The following is a 19,096-nucleotide window of genomic DNA, read 5'->3' on the forward strand; positions in this document are numbered from 1 at the left end:
CCTGGGCGAAGCAGGCAAGGGCGACGGCCACGACGAGCACGGCCACCGACAGCGCCTTCACGTAGTTCGATACATGCGACATGATGCTCCTTCGTTGACGGATGGGCGGGAAACGCCTGGCAGCCGCCGGTCGAGGAGTCCGCCGTCGGCGGCCATGCGACCTCCGTCGCGGCCCTCGCCCGTCGCGGTGACGACCGCGGTGTAGCTGACAGCCATGGCACTTCCCCTTGGACGGGTCCACACGGTCACGTCACCCTTCTAACTGGTGACGATACTCGTAACCCAATCGTCACCTGTCAAGATGGTGACGCCGGCCCGCGTCAACGAGGGCGGGCCGAGCCGGCCGCGAGTCGTGACTGCAGGCCGTCGAGGACGGCCCGCAGACCGAACTCGAAGGTCGCCTCGGCCGGCTGGGCGGCGGCGGCGTCCGTCGAGGGCGCGGTACGGGCGCGCAGGCGGGGGAACTGCTGAGCGATCTCGCTGATGTGCGCGATCGTGTCGCGCAGCTGCCGTTCCTCGTCGGCGCCCGCGCGGCGCAGCTGTGCCCGCCAGGCCGACTCCGCCGCCTCGCCCTGTGCGGCGCCGATCACGAACATCAGGACTGTCGCGGCGGCCTGGTCCGCGTCCCGATCGGTGAATCCCGCCGCTTCGTAGACGGCCAGGCAGTGCTCGTCGTAGCGGGCCTTGCCGGGACCGTAGATGAGGTGCGTGCTCATGGCCGGTATCAACCAGAAATGCCGGATGATCATCTCGTGGGCACCGCGCGCCAGCGTCGCCGCCGCCTCGCGCCATCCGACCGCGCCCAGGTCGGGCAGTTCGATCTCGCCGAAGACGTGATCGGCGGCGAGCACCACCAGCTTGTCCTTGCTCTGCACGTGGTAGTACATCGCCGTGGCCGCCGAGCCCAGCTGGGCCCCGAGCCGCCGCATGTTCAGGCCGTTCACGCCTTCGGCGTCGAGGACGTCGACGGCGGCCAGGACGATCTGTTGCTTGGTCAGCGTGTCGCGCGGCATGGGCTGAGAATATCCAGTTGCACTTAGTTCAACTCAGCCCTACTGTTGCACTTAGTTCAAATCTGGCCCGAGGAGCAGACATGACCGACCCGGCCCCCCGGGCAGGACGCCGCCCGCGCAGTGTCATCGCCGCCGCGACGCTGCAACTGCTGACCGTGATCCCCTTCCTGCTCGGGACCTTCATCGTTGTCCGCCACGGCGCGGACGCCCAGGCGGCCGCCGAGGCAGAGATCGTGCGGCAGGGACTGCCCGCCGGCATCCTGGCCCAGCACGGCATCTCCTTCGCGGGAAGCGAGACGCCGGCCATCGTGCTCGTCCTCGTCCTGGTGACCCTGGCGCTGCTCAACCTGACCGGCAGGAGGATCGGCCGAGTCCTGTCCTGGGTGTTCCAGCCGGTGCTCTTCGCGATGGGCGTCGTCATCATCCCGAGCCAGCTGTTCACCGCCCAGCTCCTGGAGTCCTCCTTCAAGAGCTCGGGCGACGCCGTGCTGGCGCGCGTCGATGTGCCGGCCCTGGTCGACGCGGCCACGCAGGTCATGCCCGGCTGGGCGCACTCGGCGAGCATCGCCAAGCTCGCCCTGACCACCCTGGGCTCGGTCCTCGTGATCATCCTGCTCGCGGTACCGTCGGCGCGCGCGTACTTCCGCGAGGCACAGTAGAGGACCTGAACGCCTGTGCGGCCTCGGCGATCGCAAGGCGGCCTCAGCCGGTCTCAGGTTCGCGCGCCGACCTTCGGTACCGTCCGCTCCGTGTGGCCGCGCGCCTGGCGCGGCACGTCAGGACGCCGGCGGGCCGCTGTCGACAGAGTCACGAGCGACCGCGCGACCATCGATCCCGCGAACGCCGCGGCGGCGAACACCCCGAACCTGAGCATGTCGGGCCGGGTCAAGGTCAGCTCCCCCGCGGTGTTCACCAGGAACCCCGTCGTGAAGCACCACACCATCAGGACCGTCGCCGAGGCGGCGAGGGGACTTCGCGACCAGGCCGCGTACGCCCCCGCCACGGCGGCCATCGCGACGACGCGCGGCGTGCCGACTGGGACGAGGACGGCGACGGCGGCACAGGCCGCGACGGTCACCACGAACCCGCCGGCGATCAGGAATTCCACCGGCGGCCTCTCACGAATGACATGCACGATTCATCACACCGCATTACGGAAAGCGCGCGATAAATCACTACGATATCCCTCCGTTTTTATGACGAATCCTGACGCGATAATGACGCGGGACGCGCCGTCCTCAGGACCGACGTCAATCACGTGTCAGGGTTTCGGCGGTCGCCGTTCAGATCCCGTATCGGCCCCGCCCAGGCCGATTTCTCACGCCATAGCGTCACTTTCTACATAAGTTCCCCCAGGAGAAATCACATGTCAGAAGTGCCGCTATTCGTTCCGGTCCGGCAGGGCCGGTTCAGCGCCTCGCTCCGGCTGTTCCGCACGGTCGCAGGCAGGAAGACCGCAGTGGGCTTCACCTCTCCCCTGCGCCTGGCCAAAGCGCTCGGCTCCGGCCAGCAGTGGGTACGGCTCAGCGAGCCGGCCCTGCGCGGCATGCTCAAAGACCTGGACGTCATCGGTGTCGTCGTCGACCCCGCGGGAACGATCACCCGCCCGAGCACCGGAGCAGCCTGATGCGCGCGCTCGAAGCGGCTGCTCCTGTTCGCCGACGATCGTCGCCCGACGGCGGCCCTGCCAGGTGGGATTCATTGGTTTAACCGTTTGCGGGCGCTCTTCACGGTGTGATGGGATGCCGCGCTGTGACAGCCATGAGCGACCTCATCCGCCCCCACGACTACCCGCGTTCCTCTCGCTACGATCCCGGTTGGCTCGTTGGTCTGGACATGGGGCCGAACCCGCTGTGGCTGCTGGAGGACCTCTCCCGCGATCTCGAACTCAAGCCGGGCATGCGGGTTCTCGACCTCGGCTCCGGCATGGGCGCCACGTCGGTGTTCCTGGCCCGCGAGTTCGGCGTGGACGTCGTGGCCGCCGACCTGTGGATCGCACCGGAGAAGGCCGAGGCCGTCTTCGCCGAGGCGGGCGTCGCGCACCAGGTACGCGCCGTGAGCGCCGAGGCGCATGCCCTGCCGTTCGAGCCGGAGTCCTTCGACGCGATCGTCAGCATCGACGCCTATGAGTACTTCGGCACCGCTGACAGCTACCTGGCCTACATCACCCGCTTCCTCAAGCCCGGCGGTCAGCTGGGGGTCGCCACCCCCGGCATGACGCGCGAGGTCCGCGACCTCGGCGCCATCCCGCCGCACGTCAAGGCCCTCGTCGGGTGGGAGGCGATCGCCTGGCACACCGCCGACTGGTGGCGCTTCCAGTGGGACATCACCGAGTTGGTCACCGTCACCTCCGCCCGGCTGCAGGAGAACGGCTGGCACGACTGGCTGCTGTGGTCCAGGGCCTGCCTCGAACACGGCGCCACCGACAGGGATGTCGTCGAGCGGACGATCGCCATGCTGGAGGCCGACCGGGGTGAGTACCTGTCCTTCGCCCTGGTGAGCGCGCGCAAGAACGCCGCCCCTGCGTCCTGACGCAGGGGGTCGGGCAGGGCGTCCCGGTCGCGCCCTGCCCCGCACGTCGCCGTCCCCCGGCGCCGTCGTCGACGTCATGGCCGGCGGCGGCGCTCGCCGTATGAGGAGCGACGCCCATCCCCGCCCCCTGCGGCGGACGCTCATGTCCGGAACCGGCGGCAACCAGCCTCTTCGAGCTGGTGTGTGGACTTCGAGCGGGCGCGAAGATGCGCGCTTTCGCCCTGCCTGCCGAGCCCGTGAGGAACGCGACCGGCGCCCATGACCTGCGGACGGCACGGCGCAGGGACACCCGGCGCAGGGACGCTCGGCACGGCGCAGGGACGCTCGGCACACGCGACGGCGCCCGCGGAGCCGGTCTTGGGGACGGCCGGCGATCGGCCCGTCAGTGACACCCGGATGAGGTTCCCGCCCCGGGCGGGCGCGGCGAGGAGCCGCGGTAGCCGGGGTGGACGCCCGGGCTGAGGCCCTGGTCCTCGGCGATCACCGTCAGCAGCGCGATGAGCTGCTTGCGCTGGTCAGGATCCAAGGCCGAGGTGAAGTCGGCCTCGTGTGCCATCGCGGTCCTCGCGATGTCGTCCATGACGCGCGCCGCGTCCGGGGTCAGGTGCAGCTCGTAGTTGCGGCGGTCGCCGGTGGACCGGCGGCGCTCCACCAGTCCCGCCCGGTCCAGCGGGTCGATCAGGGAGGTGACGCGGCTCGGCACCACGCCGAGGTCTTCGGCCAGCGACTGCTGGCTGCGGCCGGGCCTGGCGGCGATCATCCGCAGCAGCCCGACGTCGGCGGGCGACAGGCCGAGCTCGGCGGTCCGCGCGGCGAACCGGTTCGCGGCGTGCGCGCCGAGCTGCGCGAGCAGGAACGCGGCGCCCATCGGATGGTTGCGGGACTCGGTCACGGCGCATACTGTACTCCACGCAGAATGATTCACACGAGTGAACCTTTCTCTAGAGAGAAGTGATGTGTGATGACAACCGATTGGCCGCGATATCCCGGACTGGACGGCAAGGTCGCCCTGGTCACCGGCGGTTCACGTGGCATCGGCGCGGCGGCCTGCCGCGCCCTGGCCGCCAACGGCGTCAGCGTCGCGGTCACCGGCCGCGACTCCGCGGCGGTCGCCCGCGTCGTCGCGTCGATCACCGACGAGGGCGGGCGAGCGCTCGCGGCGCCCGGCGACGTGACCGATGCGGGCACGCTCGCCCGCATCCGTGCGAGCGTGGAGAGCGAGCTTGGACCGGTGGAGATCCTTGCCCCGTTCGCCGGCGGGCAGGGCGCGCCCGCGCCGACCGCCGAGCTCGACCCTGCCCGATGGCGCTCCGTGCTGGAATCCGATCTGACGTCGGTGTTCCTCACGGTCCACGAGTTCCTGCCGAGCATGCTCAGGCACCGTGCCGGGTCGATCATCCTGATGTCGTCCACGGCGGGCCGCCGCCCTGGCGGCGCCAACGCCGCCTACGCCGCAGCCAAGGCCGGCGTCGTCATGTTCGCCCAGCACCTGGCCGCCGAGGTCGGCGGCGACGGAGTGCGTGTCAACTGCCTGGCACCCTCGGCCGTGCTCAACGACAAGCTCGGCTCCCTGCCCGCCGAACGGCTCGAGCAGCTGGCGGCGGCGTTCCCCCTCGGCCGCATCGGCGAGCCCGACGACATCGCGCAGGCGGTCCTCTACCTCGCCTCGCCCGCCTCGTCCTGGGTGACCGGCGCGACGTTCGACCTCACGGGAGGACGGGTGACCGGATGACCGCCCCCGCCCACCGCACCCACGCCGGCCGCCTGCGGCCGGCGAGCGTACCGGGACCCGCGCAGCCACCCGCCCACCACCCGAACGGAGACCTCCCCATGACCGACCCGACAACCGAAGCGACTCCGGACTCGACGCCCGGCGCGACTCCGGACTCGACGCCCGGCGCGACTCCCGACCCGACGACCGGCGCGACTTCGGACTCGACGCCTGGCGCGACTCCCCACCTGGAGACCGAAGCGACTCCCCATCCGGCTTTCGATCCGATGGCCGTACGGCTCGTCCGGTTCCAGCGGCCCACCACCGCCCTGCCGTATCTGGCGGGCGCGGACGAGACCCGCGTCGCCGCCCTGTTCGGCCTCGACGCCCCCGCCTACCGCGCGCTGCTCGACGACTTCGAGCGGCAGACCCGGCAGGCGGCCGAGACCCTGCTCGCGCGCACGGATTTCGCCGACGCCGTGGACCGGCTGCCGCTGAACGACTCCCCCCACATCGTCGCCATCGGCGAGAGCACCACCGCCGACCGGCTGTCGTGGTTCGAGATCCTGCGGCACGCCGTGACGCTGCGCCGCCCCGCCGACGCCGTCCGGTTCACCAACCTGGCCGTCTCCGGCTGCACCACCACCCAGGCGCTCTCCTACACGCCCGCGCTCGCGTTCCAGCGGCCCGACATGGTGCTGTGCATGCTCGGCGGCAACGACGCGCAGCATCCCGCGCCCGGCGCGCCGACCCAGGTCGGACTGCCCGAAACCCAACGTAACCTGGCCCTGCTGCACGACCTCGCCCGGCAGCGCGGGCCGGTGCGCTGGACATGGCTCACCCCCAGCGCGGTGGACGAGTCGCGCGTCGCCGAATATCCGCACTTCCGGCGCGCCGGGATCAGCTGGGCCAACAAGGACATCGACGAGATCGCCGAATACCTGCTGGACCGGCCGGAACCCACCGTGGACACGAGATTCGACGCCTCGGCCGAGGGCCTCTATCTGGACGACGGCGTTCACCTCGACATCGCCGGTCAGTGCGAGGTCGTCACCGCCGTCGTCCACGCGATGGCCGGTGCGGCGTGAAGCTGATGGTCTTCGGCGCGACCGGGGGCACCGGACGCCAGGTGGTCGAGCAGGCGGTCACCGCAGGGCACGACGTCACCGTCCTGGCGCGCGACCCTGCCCGCGTCTCCGCGCGCGACCAGGTGACCGTGATCGGCGGCGACGTGCTGACGCCGGAGACCTGGCACGTCGCCGTCGCCGGCCAGGAGGCCGTGCTGTCGTGCCTGGGCAGCACGGATCGCCGCCACCCCACCACGGTCTATTCCGCGGGCACCGCCAACATCCTCGCCGCGATGCGCGACGGCGGGGTGAGCCGTCTGCTGTGCCTGTCGTCGGCGGGCCTGGAGATCGCGCCGGGCACGCCGCTCGGACAGCGCCTCGTCACCCGGTACGTGATCCAGCGCCTCTACCGGCACGGCTACGCCGACATGACGCGCATGGAGCGGGTGGTGGCCGCCGCCCGCGACCTCTACTGGACCATCGTGCGCGCACCGATGCTGACCGACGGGCCGGTGACCGGCGACTACCGCACCGCCGAGAACGCCCACCTCGCCAAGGCGAGGTCGATCTCCCGTGCCGACCTCGCCCACTACCTGCTGACCCACGTCGCCGACGAGGCGAGCCGGCACGCCGTCGTCGAAATCTCCGGCTGACCGAGACCGCCGCCGTTCCCGCCGGGGGCACGGGAACGGCGGCACACCACGCTCCCGCCGCGACCGGTAGCCGACCGGTCGCGCAAGAGAGCGGCCACATGCAGCGGAGATCGCGAAACGTACGTACAAATCGGGATCTATCCCGTTAAGGTGCATGAGGTCCGTCCCGGCCGTCTCAGGAGCCACTCCCCTCATGCCGAACGCCGAACCGCTGCGTCCAGACGACCCCCAGGCGATCGCGGCCTACCGGATCGTCGGACGGCTCGGCGAGGGTGGCCAGGGCGTCGTCTACCTCGGTCAGGCTCCGGACGGCCGACCGGTGGCCGTCAAGGTGCTGCGGCAGTCCGTCGGCGGCGACGACCGCTTCGCCAGGGAGGTCGCCGCGGCCCGGCGCGTGGAGCCGTTCTGCATCGCCCAGGTGCTCGACGCGTCGACGGGCGGGCGCCCGTACATCGTCAGCGAGTACGTCGACGGGCCCTCCCTGCAGCAGTCGGGCCGCCATTACGGCGCCGACCTGCAGCGCCTGGCCGTCAGCACGGCCACGGCGCTGACCGCCATCCATGAGGCGGGCATCGTGCACCGCGACTTCAAGCCCGCCAACGTGCTGCTCGGACGGGACGGGCCGCGCGTCGTCGACTTCGGCATCGCCCGGGTGGCCGATTCCGCGGTCACCGTCACCAGCAGCGTCGTCGGGACGCCCGCGTACATGGCGCCCGAGCAGCTCGCGGGCGCGCGCGTCGGCCCCGCGGCGGACGTCTTCGCCTGGGCTGCGGTCATGGTGTTCGCGGGGACGGGCACGCCGCCGTTCGGCAACGACTCGCTGCCGGCGGTCATCACTCGCATCCTGAACCAGGAGCCGTTCCTGGGCGACCTGCCGGAGCCGTTGCGCTCCGTCGTGTACGCCTGCCTGGCCAAGGACCCCGGCGCCCGCCCGCAGATGCGGGACGTCCTGCTGGGCCTGCTCGGCGGGCAACCGGCCACCACCGTGGGGAACCGGCACCCGCCGTCGGGTCAGCAGGCGCCGCCCTGGCACCGCCACGCCCAGGCGGGCGGCCCGCCCGCCACCCTTCCGCCGGGCCGGGCGAGACCGCGCGTGCCGCTGCTCGCCGCCGCCTCCGGAGCCGTCGCCGTGTGCCTGGCGGCCGGCGTCGTCGTCTGGAACGCCTGGCCGGGCACCGACACCACCCGGTCCGCGCTTGCCGCAGGCTCCAGTGAGCCGTCCCCTTCGGCGACCACCTCGCCCGAGCGAGGCGAGACCGTCGCGCCCGGGGAGAGACGAACCCCGACGGCCACCCGGACGACCAGGCGCCCACGCCCCACGCCCAGGCCGTCGCAGGAGCGCGCGACCGTCCGTCCTACGCCTGCGGACACGCCCACGCCGACGAGGAGACCGGCGACGAACAGCCCGACGACGAAGAACCCCGCGACGCGGAAACCGGCGACGAAGAGTCCGTCGCCCACCGCGAGCAGGCCCAAGGCCGCCTCGTTCAGCCTCGCCTACGTGCGGGTCGCCGGCGCGTCCAGGATCAACGGCGACGGTGTCACCTGCTACTCAGGCTCGGTGAGCTTCGGCATCGCCCTGGGCGCGACCGAGATGGGGGCTCCGTTCTCCTACCAGTGGCTCGTCGACGGACAGGCGATCGAAAGCGGCTCCAGGCGGCTGCCGTCCTACGGCCGAGACGACTATTTCGGATCGAAGAGGCAGATCACTCCCGATCTCGGGTCCACGCACACAGTCGTCTTCCAGCTCACCTCGCCGGTGCGGAAGACCAAGTCGGCCACATGGACCATGTGCTGACGCGGCTCTCCCAGAAGGGGCGGCCCTTCTTGACGAGCAGCGCCCGCGCGGGCCGACCCGAGCAGCAGGCGCCGAGACCGGACGAGCAGGTCCGCGCACAACCGCAGGCGGCTCGGGAGGATCTCTCCGGACGGATCAGTCCGTCCTGACGGCGGAACCGACCGTCGCGGCGGTGACGGCGATGAAGGGGGCGCGCCGGGTTCATGATTGGGTAGGGCGCATGGTGCGTGAAGCGGGTAAATCGACGGCGGCTAGGGGAGGTCGCGGCGAGGCGATCGCGACCCCTGCCGCACTCCTCGCCGCGCCTGGCTACGTGGCCCGGCGGCTCTACCAGTCCTATGTCGCGCTGTGGACGCGCATGGTCGATCCGGTCCTGACCGGCCCGCAGTTCGCGGTGCTCACGGCCGTGGACAACCATCCCGGTGTCGACCAGGGCTCGCTCGCCTCGTCGGTGGCGCTCGACCGGTCCACGATGGCCGACATCGTCCGGCGGCTGGAGGACAACGGGCTGATCGTCCGGCACACCGCGTTGCACGACGGCCGCCGCAAGCTGCTGCACCTCACCGAGGAGGGAGCGCGGCGCCTCGACGAGGTGAACCGGCGCGCCCGGGCGCTCGACGAGCAGTTGCTGGAGGGCTATTCACCGGCCGAACGGGACCGCGTTCTGCGCGAGATGACAGCGCTGGCCGCCCGCTGGGAAGGGCTCATGGGCGACGAGTGACGCGGTCCTGAAGCGGCGCGCGAAGCGTCCGCATCCTGGCCTACCTCTTGCTTTTTCCGGATCGTCCGTGTTCGGATTAGTTTTGCCGGACGCAGCACCCGTGCTTCCGCCGCGAAGGCGGAACGGCTGTGATCTGCGTGCCCGCGAACAGCCGCAACGGCATCCGAGATGACATTCCGAGGGGTTGGAGGAGCCATTGGCGCCGAGCCAGTCGTACCGCGTGACGATCGTCGGAGGTGGGCTCGGCGGGCTGACCGCCGCGCTGGCACTGCGGCAGCGCGGCCTGCGTGTCACGGTCCTCGAGCAGGCCGCCGAACTGGGCGAGGTCGGCGCCGGCATCCAGACCGCGCCGAACGCCAGCCGCGTCCTGCTCGGGCTCGGGCTGCGCGCCGCTCTCGAGGAGATCCACACCGAGCCGCTGGACCAGGTGCGCCGCCGCTGGCAGGACGGCAGCGTGATCGGCCTGACCCCGCTCGGCGACTTCTGCAAGCGCGAGTACAACGCCCCCTACTGGCACTATCACCGCGCCGACCTGCACAAGGTGCTGCTGGACGCGTGCCTGGACGAGGCCCGCCCCGGCCCGGTCGTGCGCGTGCGCACGGGGTGCAGGGTCGTGGCCGTCGACCGCTCGAACCCCGCCAGGCCCGCCGCGCTCACCGCCGCGGGCGAGCGGTACGAGGCCGACGTCCTGGTCGGCGCGGACGGCATCCGCTCCGGCGTACGCGACGCGCTGGGCCTGCCCGACACCCTGCTCTTCTCCGGCGAGATGGCCTACCGCGCGCTCATCCCAGGAGACAAGATCGCCGCGGACCCGGCGACACGCTGGCTGGTGGATCGATTCCAGAGCACGATCTGGTACGGGCCCGACCGGCACCTGGTCCACTACATGATCCGCGGCGGAGAGTGGCTCAACGTCGTCGCGATCGTGCCCTGCTCACCCGAGGTCGAGCGGCGGTGGACCGTACCGGCCACGGTGGACGAGCTCGCCGACGCCTTCCCCGGCTGGGACGACCGGGTCGCCCTGATGCTCTCCAAGGCCGAAGGCGACGTCTCCGCATGGGCCATGTACCACCGCCGCCGTGATCCGGTGTGGGTGGACGGCCACGTGGCCCTGCTCGGCGACGCCTGCCACGCCATGCTGCCCTACCAGGCGCAGGGCGCCTCGCAGGCCATGGAGGACGCGGCCGTGCTCGCCGAGGAGCTCGGCGCCGTACCGCGTGAGGGCGTGCGGGCCGCCCTCACGCGGTACGTGGCGCGCCGCGCCAAGCACGCCGGGATGGTCCAGGACGCCGCCTGGCGCAACATGTCCCTCTACCACCTGCCCGACGGCCCTGAGCAGCGGGCCCGCGACGAGAGGCTCAAGCGGTTCGACGGCGAGTCCGACGTCTCTTACGAGTGGCTGTGGAGCGGCACCCCGTTGAACGACCCCGACGAGGAGAGCTTCTCCTACCAGTTCCACAACTGACAGGCCCCCGGACCCGACGGGTCCCGGGCACCCCCGGGGACGCTCCTACCGCGTTCCCGTCTCCTCAACACCTCACATCAGGGTGGGAACACCATGCAAACAGGAGACCAGATCGTCCAGAGTCTGCCGTGGAAGTGGAGCGTCCAAGGCAAGATCTTCATCATCGGCGGCCTCGGCTACATGTTCGACGCCTGGGACGTCGCGCTCAACGGCTTCCTCACGCCACTGCTCGGCAAGGAGTTCGGCCTGTCGGTCGGCGAGAAGGGCCTGGTGGCGACCGCCAACCTCATCGGCATGGCCGTCGGAGCCGTCCTGTGGGGCACGATCGCCGACCGGCTGGGCCGCAAGCGCGCCTTCAGCCTGACCCTGCTCATCTTCGCGCTCTTCTCCGTCCTCGGCGCCCTGGCCCCGAACTACGGCGTCTTCCTCGTGCTGCGCTTCGTGGCGGGGGTCGGCCTGGGCGGCTGCATTCCCGTCGACTACGCGCTGGTGGGCGAGTTCTCGCCGAGCCGGCTGCGCGGCAAGATCCTCGCCGCCATGGACGTCTGGTGGCCGATCGGCGCGACCCTGTGCGGCGTGGTCGCCCTCGTGCTCGAGCCGGTGCAGGGCAACTGGCGCTGGATGCTCACCGTGATGGTCCTTCCCGCGCTGCTGCTGTTCTGGGTGCGCCGCGGCGTTCCCGAATCGCCCCTCTACCTGGCCAAGGCCGGTCGCGAGCAGGAGGCGCGCGAGATCATCGACGATCTCGTCGCCCGGACGGGCGCCCGTGCCGAGCCGTACGTCATCGAGGCCCCCGCCGAGGACGGCGCCGGCTCACGGGGGGCGCGGGCGGTGCTCGACCAGCTCCGCCAGGTCTGGAGCTTCAGCCCGCGGGTGACCTCCGTCGCCTGGCTGCTGTTCATCACCGTGATGACGGTGTACTACGTGGCGCTGAGCTGGATGCCCACGATTCTCAAGGAGGAGGGCTACACCGACTACGCGGCCTTCGCCAAGACCACGCTGATGACGGCGGTGGGCATCGTCGGCGTCCTGGTCTCCGCGTGGCTGGTCGAGGCCGTCGGCCGCAAGTGGGTGATCGGAGTGTCGGCGCCGGTGGCCGCGGCCGCGCTCGTGGGCTTCGCGCTGTTCCTGGACCTCAAGACCGCCGCGCTGGTGTGGCTGGGCGTCTTCGGCTTCTTCATCCAGGTCGCCATCCCGGTGCTGTACGCCTACGTCGCCGAGCTGTACCCGACACCCATCAGGGCCAGCGGGTTCGGCTGGGCCTCGTCGGCCAGCCGGGTGACCTCCGGCTTCATCCCACTGATCTTCGGCGGGTTGCTGTGGCCCCTGCTGGGCCTGACCCTGACGTTCGCCGTCCTCGGCGCCGTGATGCTGGCGGTCGTCCTGTGGATGGCCTTCGCCGCGCCGGAGACCAAGGGCAGGGAACTGGACCACATCACCGGCCGCGCCGACGACGCGGCGAAGGTGGGGACGTGATGAAGCCGGCGCCGTTCGCCTACCACCGCGCGAGGGACGTCGCGGGAGCGGTCGCCCTGCTCGCCGAGCTGGGCGAGGACGCCAAGTACATCGCGGGCGGCCAGAGCCTGGTGGCGATGATGAACTTCCGCCTGGCCCGCCCCTCGCACCTGGTCGATCTCAACGGCCTGCGCGGCGAGCTGGCCTACATCAGGCGTGAGCGCGGCGCGCTGCGCGTCGGCGCGCTGACCACCCACCACCAGGTGGAGACCGCGCCGCTCGGCCGGGATTTCGCCGTGCTGGGCGACGCCATGGAGTGGATCGGCCACCTGCCGATCCGGACGCGCGGCACCGTCGGCGGCAGTCTCGCCCACAGCGACGCGACCGCCGAGTGGTGCCTGCTCGCGATCCTGCTGGGCGCCGAGGTCGTGGTCCACGGGCCAGGAGGGCTGCGGCGCGTTCCCGCCGAGGACCTGTTCCTTGGCTTCTTCACCACGGCGCTGGAGCCGGAAGAGATGATCACCGAGGTGGTCTTCCCCCGGCCCGCGCCGCACGCCGCGCTGGCCGAGCACGCCGAGCGGCGGGGCGACTTCGCCGTCGTGGCCGCCGCCGTCGACCTGGACGCGCGACGCGTCGTCCTCGGCGGGGTGGCCCCCGTGCCGCTGCGGGTCCCCGAGGCGGAGGCCGTGCTCGCCGGCGGCGGGACGTTCGCCGAATGCGCCGAGGCGGCCGCGGCGGCCATCGATCCGCCCTCGGACGCGAACGGCAGCGCCGGCTACCGCAGGGCCCTGACCAGGACCCTGATCGTCCGAGCCTGTGAGGAGGCGATGCCACGATGAGCTGGGTCGGGAGATCGGCCGCCCGGCGGGAGGATCCGCGGCTGCTGACGGGGAACGGGCGGTTCGTCGATGACATCCACCTTCCCCGCATGCTGCACGCGCAGTTCGTCCGCAGCACGATCGCCCACGGCACCGTGACAGGAATCGACCTGTCCGGAACGCTCGCCGTGCCGGGGGTCGTCGCCGCGTTCACCGCCGCCCACCTGGAGGTCGGGGACGTCACCGCCGTCCTCGACCGGCCCCTGTCGGAGTTCGTGCCCACCGCGATGCCGGTGCTCGCCAGGGACCGGGTCCGCTACGTCGGGGAGCCGATCGCCATCGTGCTCGCCGAGGACCCCTACTCCGTCGAGGACGGCCTGGAGGCCGCCAGAGTGACGTACGAGACGCGCACGCCGGTGCTCTCCGACGAGCAGGCGCTCGCCGGTGGCGCGCCGCTCGTGCACGACGCGGCGGCGGCCAACACGCTGGTGGACGTGTCGATGTTCGCGACACCCGGCATCGACGACGTCTTCGCCGCCGCGCACCGCGTGGTCCGCGTACGGTCCAGGACGGGCCGGCAGAACGCGCTGCCGCTGGAGACCAGGGGCAGCGTCGCGACGTGGGACGCGCGTGAGGAACAGCTCCTCGTGCACACCTGCACCCAGGTCCCGCACCAGGTCCGCACGGTGATGGCCGAGTGCCTGGGTCTCGCGGAGCGCGCCGTACGGGTCGTGGTGCCCGACATGGGCGGCGGTTTCGGGCAGAAATGCGTCGTCGGACGGGAGGAGATCGCCGTGGGGGCCGCGGCGCTGCGGCTGCGTCGCCCGGTGAAGTGGATCGAGGACCGCAGGGACGCCCTCACGGCCTCGTTCCTGGCCCGCGAGCAGCGCTACGACGTGCGCGGCGCCTTCGACGCGGACGGCAGGATCCTGGCTCTCGACGCCGACGTGGTGTGCGACATGGGCGCCTACTCCTGTTACCCGTTCACCGCCGGCATCGAGCCGCTGATGGCGTCGGCGGAGATGCCGGGCGTCTACCGCGTGCCCGCCTACCGGGTGCGCGGCAGGGCCGTCACGACCAACAAGGCGCCGTCGGCTCCGTACCGGGGCGTCAGCAGACCCCAGTTCGTCATGGTCATGGAACGGATCTTCGAGCGGGCGGCCCGCGAACTCGATCTGGATCCCGTCGAGATCCGGCGGCGGAACCTGATCACCGAGTTCCCCTACACCGGGATCAACGACGTCACCTACGACCCCGGCTCCTACCTGGAGTCGCTCGACCTCTGTGAGCGGACGCTGAGGGAGGAGGGCTGGTACGAGCGGAAGGAGCAGGCGGCCGGGGAGGGACGCTTCCTCGGCATCGGCTACTCCTGCTTCAGCGAGCGCACCGGCTACGGCTCCGGCGCCTTCGCCAAGCGCAAGATGGCCGTGGTGCCGGGCTTCGACCTCGCCGAGATCAGGATGGACCTCACAGGGGCCGTCACCGTGACGACGGGGACGATGAGCCACGGGCAGAGCCACGAGACCACGCTGGCCCAGATCGTCGCCGACCGGCTCTGCCTGGACCTCACCCAGGTCAAGATCCATCAGGGCGATACCGACCGGATCACCTACGGATTCGGCACGTTCGCCAGCCGCTCGGCCACCATCGGGGGCAGCGCCGTGGCGCGCGCGGCGACCAAGCTGGCCGACCGGCTCCTGCACCTGGGCGCGCACCTGCTGGAGACGACGCGCGACAACGTGGAACTGCACGGCGGGCACGTGCGCAGGCTCGACGACCAAGGGCGGGCCGTTGCGTACCAGGAGCTGGCCGACGTCGCCTACCTGAAGGCCAACCTGCTCCCCAAGGACGCCGAGCCGGGCCTGACGGCGAGCGCGTCGTTCGATGTGCACGGGGACGGGACGTTCTCCAACGCCGCGCACGGCGTCGTCGTGGAACTGCACCCGGGGACGGGACGGGTGGAATTCCTGCGCTACGTCTGCGTGGAGGACTGCGGGGTCGCCATCAACCCCCAGGTCGTCGAGGGACAGTGCCGCGGCGGCATCGCCCAGGGCATCGCGGGGGCGCTGTTCGAGGAGGTGACCTACGACGCGCAGGGCGAGCCGTCGTGCGCGAGCTTCATCGACTACAAGGTGCCCACCGCCAACGAGATCCCTGACATCGAGATCCATCACCTGGAGACCCCGTGCGCGTTCACCGAGAGCGGGGCGAAGGGCGCGGGAGAGGGCGGCACGATCGGCGCCCCCGCCGCGGTGCTCAACGCCGTGAACGACGCGCTCCGGCCCACCGGGGTGGAGCTCGACGACACACCCATCCGGCCCGAGACGGTACAGCGGGCGATCGGAGCGAAGGTATGACGGAGAAACTGCTGATAAGCCTGACCGTGAACGGGACGCGGCACGACGATCTGGTCGTGGAGTCCCGGCACACGCTGGTCGACGTGCTGCGGCACCACCTCGGCCTCACCGGCACGCATGTCGGATGCGAGCACGGCGTCTGCGGCGCCTGCACGGTCCTGCTCGACGGCGCCCCGGTGCGCTCGTGCTTGATCTTCGCCGCCCAGGCCGAGGGCCAGGAGATCCGCACGGTCGAGACGCTGGCCCGAGACGGTGAGTTGAACGACCTGCAGCAGGCGTTCTCGGCCCATCACGGCCTGCAGTGCGGATTCTGCACGCCCGGCTTCCTGATGCTCGCCGAGGGCTTCCTCGCCGAGCGTCCCGAAGCGACGAGAGAGGAGATCCGCGAACTCGTGTCCGCCAACCTGTGCCGGTGCACCGGCTACCAGACCATCGTCGACGCGATCGAGTCCTGCGCCAGAGGGCGGCGCGACGTGGGGGAAGACCGATGATCCTGGACAACGAGATCACGGTGAACGCGTCGCCGGACGACGTCTTCGCGCTGATCAACGACGTGGAACGGGTCGTGACGTGCCTGCCGGGCGCGGCGCTCGACGGCCGTGACGGAGACGCCTACCGCGGCGGCGTCAAGGTCAAGGTCGGCCCCATCACCGCCGCGTACGCGGGAACCGTGCGGTTCCTGGAGGTCGACCCCGGCGCCCGGCGGCTGCGGCTGCAGGGAAGGGGCGCCGACACGCACGGGAGCGGCGACGCCGAGGCCGAGGTGGTCCTCACGGTGGAGGAGGCGCCCGGCGGCGCGGTGCTGCGGGTGAGGACCGACCTGCTGATCCGAGGGAAGATCGTCCAGTTCGGCAAGGGCGCGATCGTCACCGTCTCCGACAAGCTGCTGAGGCAGTTCGCGGGGAACCTCGCGCGCCTCATCGAGGCCGACCGCTCCGGCGGCCCGAGACCGGCCGACGCGGCCGCGACCGTCCAGGCACCGCAACCGGCACCGCAATCGGCACCGCAACCAGCACCGCGACCGGCGGCGGAACTGGATGCGCTGTCGATGCTGGTGCCGCCGGGCGCCGCCAAATACGTGCCGATCGCCGCCGCCTTCGCACTCGGCCTGTTCCAGGGCTGGCTGCTCGGCAAGGTCGGCGCCCAGGCCAAGATCATCAAGGAGCTGCGCCGTGGCTAGCGGCATGTACGGCGAGCCGACCGACGACACGTACGCGCACGCCGGGTTCGGCGCACCGGCGCGCAGGGGCGAGCGCCCGGCGATCGTCGTCGTGGACCTGACCAACGGCTTCACCGACCCCGCCTACCCGTCGGGCGCCGACCTGTCGGACGTGGTCGCCGCCACCGCCAGGCTCATCGAGCACGGTCGCGCCGCCGGCGTGCCGGTCGTCTTCACCACCATCGCCTACACGCAGGCCGAGGCCGACGGCGACATGGTGACCTGGCTGCACAAGGCTCCGGGCATGCGCGCGATGCGCGAGGGCAGCCCCGCGGTCGCGATCGACGAGCGGCTGCCGCGCCGCCCGGACGACGCCCTGGTGGTGAAGAAGGGCGCCTCGGCGTTCTTCGGCACCGGCCTCGCCTCGATCCTGACCGGCCTCGGCCGCGACACGGTCCTGGTCTGCGGCGCCACCACCAGCGGCTGTGTACGGGCGACCGCCGTGGACGCCGTCCAGTCCGGTTTCACCGTGCTGGTGCCGCGTGAGTGCGTCGGCGACCGCGCCGCAGGCCCGCACGAGGCGAGCCTCTTCGACATCCACGCCAAGTACGGCGACGTCATCGACCTCGCGGAGGCCGTCGACTACCTCGCCGAAGGAGTCGCCCTCGATGTCTGAACGCACCCTCACCCAGCCGGCCCTGGCCGACCTCGCCGCGGTGCCCGCGCGGAGCCGGTGGGCCCGCTCGGGCCCGATCCGGCTGCACGTCCTCGACTACGGCGGCGACGGCGTGCCCCTGCTCGTCCTGCCGGGGATCACCAGCCCGGCGATCGCCATGGACTTCGTCGCGCGCGAGCTGACCGGCCTGGTCCGCCCCGTCGTCATGGACGTGCGCGGCCGCGGACTCTCCGACGACGGCCCCTCCTACACGCTGGAGGACTACGCCGCCGACACCGAGGCGGTGCTCGCGGGCCTGGGGCTCGAAGGCGCCGTGCTGCTGGGCCACTCGATGGGGGCGCGGATCGCGGGCCTGACGGCGGCCAGGGGTAACGTCGCGCTGCGGGGGACGGTGCTCGCGGACCCGCCGATGAGCGGCCCGCGGCGCGGGCCGTATCCGACCACGCTCGCGGCGTTCCAGAGCCAGCTCCGGCAGGCGCGGCGCGGGACGGACGCCGACGAGGTGGCCGGATCCTGGCCTCGCTGGCCGCGGCGCGAGCAGGAACTGAGGGCGCGCTGGCTGGCCAGTTGCGGCGACGAGGCCGTCGCGCAGACGCACCGGGGTTTCGAGAGCGAGGACTTCTTCGACTTCTGGCCGTCGGTGCCCGCGCCGACGTTCCTGGTGTACGGCGCGCTCAGCCCGGTGGTGACCGCTCTCGGAGCGCAGGAGGCGGCCAGGACGAACGCCGCCGCGCGCCTGGTCGAGGTCCCCGACGCGGGGCACATGCTCTTCTGGGACAACCCGCGGGATGGCCTGGGAGCCGTTCGCGACATCCTGCGCGAACTGCTCGCAATCAGGATCTGACAGGGCGCCGGGCGCAGGCGCGAGGCGAGGAGGGCCGGGCAGCTGCCCGGCCCTCCTCGCCTCGCGTCAGTACGTGCCGTTGAGCAGGCTTCCGGCCTGGGGGACGGTGGTCGCGAGACCCAGCTCGGACAGGATGCGGTACGTGGTCGCCGTCGCCGCCGTCAGGACGGGCAGCCCGGCCTCGTCCTCGACGGCCTGGACGACCGGCAGCGACGGCATCTGCACGCACGCCGACAGGACCAGCGCGTCCGCGCGGCTCAGGTCCAGCCTGCGCCAGTGCTCCCGCAGGCCCTGCGGGTCGAGGCGGCCGACGGCCAGGTTGTCGGCCACCTCCAGGCTCAGCGCGTCGACGACCTCGACGCCCGCGTCCTCGATGTACTCCACGACCTTCTCGGTCAGCGGTCTCATGTAGGGGGTGATGACGGCGACCCTGCCGGCCTTGAGCGCGGCGAGCCCCGCCAGGAGCGCCCCCGCGCTGGAGACGACGGGCGCCTCGGCGCCCTCGGCGCGCAGGGCGTCACGGATGGAGTCCTCGGCGCTGCAGTGGTAGCCGGGCCCCTGTGCCATGATCGCCACCAGGCAGGCGGTGGTGACCACGTCGGGGCGGGCGTCGGCGAGCTCGCGCGCGGCGCGCTCCGCCTGCGCGTTCATGGCGACCAGCTGCTCGGGCGTCACCTGCCGCATCCGCGCCCTGCTGCTGTGGAAGACGAACCTGTCGCCCGGCTCGGCCTCCTCGCGGGCGCGCAGCATCCGCGGCAGTTCCGTCTCCATGGTCAGGTTGGAACTCGGCACGATCAGGCCGATGTGGTGGTCGGTCACGGAATCCT

General features: G+C 71.6%; 20 protein-coding genes. 16 read left to right on the top strand and 4 right to left on the bottom strand.

Going from position 1 to position 19,096, the window contains the following annotated elements; translation table 11 throughout:
* Positions 1 to 320: 320 nt before the first annotated feature.
* Positions 321 to 1,013 (bottom strand): TetR/AcrR family transcriptional regulator C-terminal domain-containing protein, encoded by a 693-nt coding sequence (locus ACFSKW_RS35625; protein WP_379577428.1) that lies wholly within the window; start codon positions 1,011 to 1,013, stop codon positions 321 to 323.
* A gap of 80 nt (positions 1,014 to 1,093) precedes the next feature.
* On the opposite strand from ACFSKW_RS35625, the gene ACFSKW_RS35630 reads away from it, so the two are divergent.
* Positions 1,094 to 1,672, top strand: a complete 579-nt coding sequence (locus ACFSKW_RS35630; RefSeq protein ID WP_379577430.1) for a hypothetical protein — start codon at positions 1,094 to 1,096, stop codon at positions 1,670 to 1,672.
* Positions 1,673 to 1,725: 53 nt separating this feature from the next.
* Here the strand turns inward: ACFSKW_RS35630 and ACFSKW_RS35635 are convergent, their stop codons facing one another.
* Positions 1,726 to 2,121 carry a hypothetical protein gene (locus ACFSKW_RS35635; RefSeq protein WP_379577432.1) on the bottom strand — a complete coding sequence of 132 codons (396 nt, stop codon included), beginning with the start codon at positions 2,119 to 2,121 and terminating at the stop codon, positions 1,726 to 1,728.
* 267 nt (positions 2,122 to 2,388) lie between these two features.
* Between ACFSKW_RS35635 and ACFSKW_RS35640 the strand changes: the two genes are divergently transcribed.
* Both ACFSKW_RS35640 and ACFSKW_RS35645 read left to right on the top strand, forming a co-directional pair.
* Complete coding sequence (locus ACFSKW_RS35640; protein ID WP_379577434.1) at positions 2,389 to 2,640, top strand: SAV_915 family protein; 252 nt, start codon at positions 2,389 to 2,391, stop codon at positions 2,638 to 2,640.
* Positions 2,641 to 2,774: 134 nt separating this feature from the next.
* Positions 2,775 to 3,545: an SAM-dependent methyltransferase gene (locus tag ACFSKW_RS35645; protein WP_379577436.1), complete on the top strand. Its 771-nt coding sequence runs from the start codon at positions 2,775 to 2,777 to the stop codon at positions 3,543 to 3,545.
* Between the two features lie 382 nt (positions 3,546 to 3,927).
* Here ACFSKW_RS35645 and ACFSKW_RS35650 read toward each other — a convergent pair whose 3' ends face one another.
* Complete coding sequence (locus tag ACFSKW_RS35650) at positions 3,928 to 4,437, bottom strand: MarR family winged helix-turn-helix transcriptional regulator (RefSeq protein ID WP_379577438.1); 510 nt, start codon at positions 4,435 to 4,437, stop codon at positions 3,928 to 3,930.
* 69 nt (positions 4,438 to 4,506) lie between these two features.
* Between ACFSKW_RS35650 and ACFSKW_RS35655 the strand changes: the two genes are divergently transcribed.
* From ACFSKW_RS35655 to ACFSKW_RS35715, 13 genes are all read left to right on the top strand, one after another.
* The gene (locus tag ACFSKW_RS35655) at positions 4,507 to 5,277 is read left to right on the top strand and encodes an SDR family NAD(P)-dependent oxidoreductase (protein WP_379577440.1); all 771 of its coding nucleotides are present in this window, start codon (positions 4,507 to 4,509) and stop codon (positions 5,275 to 5,277) included.
* A gap of 98 nt (positions 5,278 to 5,375) precedes the next feature.
* Positions 5,376 to 6,344, top strand: a complete 969-nt coding sequence (locus ACFSKW_RS35660; RefSeq protein ID WP_379577442.1) for an SGNH/GDSL hydrolase family protein — start codon at positions 5,376 to 5,378, stop codon at positions 6,342 to 6,344.
* Positions 6,345 to 6,349: 5 nt separating this feature from the next.
* Entirely contained in the window at positions 6,350 to 6,976 is a 627-nt protein-coding gene (locus ACFSKW_RS35665; RefSeq protein ID WP_379577605.1) for an NAD(P)-dependent oxidoreductase, read from the top strand.
* A gap of 193 nt (positions 6,977 to 7,169) precedes the next feature.
* Positions 7,170 to 8,774 carry a serine/threonine-protein kinase gene (locus ACFSKW_RS35670; protein ID WP_379577444.1) on the top strand — a complete coding sequence of 535 codons (1,605 nt, stop codon included), beginning with the start codon at positions 7,170 to 7,172 and terminating at the stop codon, positions 8,772 to 8,774.
* 220 nt (positions 8,775 to 8,994) lie between these two features.
* Positions 8,995 to 9,495, top strand: coding sequence for a MarR family winged helix-turn-helix transcriptional regulator (locus ACFSKW_RS35675; protein WP_379577446.1), 501 nt, complete (start codon positions 8,995 to 8,997; stop codon positions 9,493 to 9,495).
* A gap of 220 nt (positions 9,496 to 9,715) precedes the next feature.
* On the top strand, positions 9,716 to 10,960 hold the full coding sequence (locus tag ACFSKW_RS35680) for an FAD-dependent monooxygenase (RefSeq protein WP_379577448.1): 1,245 nt from the start codon (positions 9,716 to 9,718) through the stop codon (positions 10,958 to 10,960).
* Between the two features lie 93 nt (positions 10,961 to 11,053).
* On the top strand, positions 11,054 to 12,436 hold the full coding sequence (locus ACFSKW_RS35685; RefSeq protein WP_379577450.1) for an MFS transporter: 1,383 nt from the start codon (positions 11,054 to 11,056) through the stop codon (positions 12,434 to 12,436).
* Positions 12,436 to 13,254 (top strand): FAD binding domain-containing protein, encoded by an 819-nt coding sequence (locus ACFSKW_RS35690; protein WP_379577607.1) that lies wholly within the window; start codon positions 12,436 to 12,438, stop codon positions 13,252 to 13,254. The genes ACFSKW_RS35685 and ACFSKW_RS35690 overlap by 1 nt, the downstream gene beginning before the upstream one ends.
* Positions 13,251 to 15,590: a xanthine dehydrogenase family protein molybdopterin-binding subunit gene (locus ACFSKW_RS35695; protein ID WP_379577452.1), complete on the top strand. Its 2,340-nt coding sequence runs from the start codon at positions 13,251 to 13,253 to the stop codon at positions 15,588 to 15,590. The genes ACFSKW_RS35690 and ACFSKW_RS35695 overlap by 4 nt, the downstream gene beginning before the upstream one ends.
* Positions 15,587 to 16,081 (top strand): (2Fe-2S)-binding protein, encoded by a 495-nt coding sequence (locus ACFSKW_RS35700; protein WP_379577454.1) that lies wholly within the window; start codon positions 15,587 to 15,589, stop codon positions 16,079 to 16,081. Before ACFSKW_RS35695 ends, ACFSKW_RS35700 begins: the two co-directional genes overlap by 4 nt.
* Positions 16,078 to 16,770, top strand: a complete 693-nt coding sequence (locus tag ACFSKW_RS35705) for an SRPBCC family protein (RefSeq protein ID WP_379577456.1) — start codon at positions 16,078 to 16,080, stop codon at positions 16,768 to 16,770. The genes ACFSKW_RS35700 and ACFSKW_RS35705 overlap by 4 nt, the downstream gene beginning before the upstream one ends.
* Positions 16,763 to 17,425, top strand: coding sequence for an isochorismatase family protein (locus ACFSKW_RS35710; RefSeq protein WP_379577458.1), 663 nt, complete (start codon positions 16,763 to 16,765; stop codon positions 17,423 to 17,425). Before ACFSKW_RS35705 ends, ACFSKW_RS35710 begins: the two co-directional genes overlap by 8 nt.
* Positions 17,418 to 18,269 carry an alpha/beta fold hydrolase gene (locus ACFSKW_RS35715; protein WP_379577460.1) on the top strand — a complete coding sequence of 284 codons (852 nt, stop codon included), beginning with the start codon at positions 17,418 to 17,420 and terminating at the stop codon, positions 18,267 to 18,269. The genes ACFSKW_RS35710 and ACFSKW_RS35715 overlap by 8 nt, the downstream gene beginning before the upstream one ends.
* Positions 18,270 to 18,335: 66 nt before the next feature.
* On the opposite strand, the gene ACFSKW_RS35720 is transcribed toward ACFSKW_RS35715, so the two are convergent.
* Complete coding sequence (locus ACFSKW_RS35720) at positions 18,336 to 19,088, bottom strand: maleate cis-trans isomerase family protein (protein WP_379577462.1); 753 nt, start codon at positions 19,086 to 19,088, stop codon at positions 18,336 to 18,338.
* Positions 19,089 to 19,096: the final 8 nt, after the last annotated feature.

This window comes from Nonomuraea mangrovi, assembly GCF_042681425.1.
GTDB classification, from domain to species: Bacteria; Actinomycetota; Actinomycetes; order Streptosporangiales; family Streptosporangiaceae; genus Nonomuraea; species Nonomuraea mangrovi.

Bases quoted from the DNA above. Each gene is read 5' to 3' on its own strand.
- ACFSKW_RS35630 (WP_379577430.1), top strand. From the start codon at position 1,094: ATGACCGACCCGGCCCCCCGGGCAGGACGCCGCCCGCGCAGTGTCATC.
- ACFSKW_RS35700 (WP_379577454.1), top strand. From the start codon at position 15,587: ATGACGGAGAAACTGCTGATAAGCCTGACCGTGAACGGGACGCGGCAC.
- ACFSKW_RS35675 (WP_379577446.1), top strand. From the start codon at position 8,995: ATGGTGCGTGAAGCGGGTAAATCGACGGCGGCTAGGGGAGGTCGCGGC.
- ACFSKW_RS35645 (WP_379577436.1), top strand. From the start codon at position 2,775: ATGAGCGACCTCATCCGCCCCCACGACTACCCGCGTTCCTCTCGCTAC.
- ACFSKW_RS35695 (WP_379577452.1), top strand. From the start codon at position 13,251: ATGAGCTGGGTCGGGAGATCGGCCGCCCGGCGGGAGGATCCGCGGCTG.
- ACFSKW_RS35665 (WP_379577605.1), top strand. From the start codon at position 6,350: ATGGTCTTCGGCGCGACCGGGGGCACCGGACGCCAGGTGGTCGAGCAG.
- ACFSKW_RS35670 (WP_379577444.1), top strand. From the start codon at position 7,170: ATGCCGAACGCCGAACCGCTGCGTCCAGACGACCCCCAGGCGATCGCG.
- ACFSKW_RS35705 (WP_379577456.1), top strand. From the start codon at position 16,078: ATGATCCTGGACAACGAGATCACGGTGAACGCGTCGCCGGACGACGTC.
- ACFSKW_RS35690 (WP_379577607.1), top strand. From the start codon at position 12,436: ATGAAGCCGGCGCCGTTCGCCTACCACCGCGCGAGGGACGTCGCGGGA.
- ACFSKW_RS35655 (WP_379577440.1), top strand. From the start codon at position 4,507: ATGACAACCGATTGGCCGCGATATCCCGGACTGGACGGCAAGGTCGCC.
- ACFSKW_RS35685 (WP_379577450.1), top strand. From the start codon at position 11,054: ATGCAAACAGGAGACCAGATCGTCCAGAGTCTGCCGTGGAAGTGGAGC.
- ACFSKW_RS35660 (WP_379577442.1), top strand. From the start codon at position 5,376: ATGACCGACCCGACAACCGAAGCGACTCCGGACTCGACGCCCGGCGCG.
- ACFSKW_RS35625 (WP_379577428.1), bottom strand. From the start codon at position 1,013: ATGCCGCGCGACACGCTGACCAAGCAACAGATCGTCCTGGCCGCCGTC.
- ACFSKW_RS35715 (WP_379577460.1), top strand. From the start codon at position 17,418: ATGTCTGAACGCACCCTCACCCAGCCGGCCCTGGCCGACCTCGCCGCG.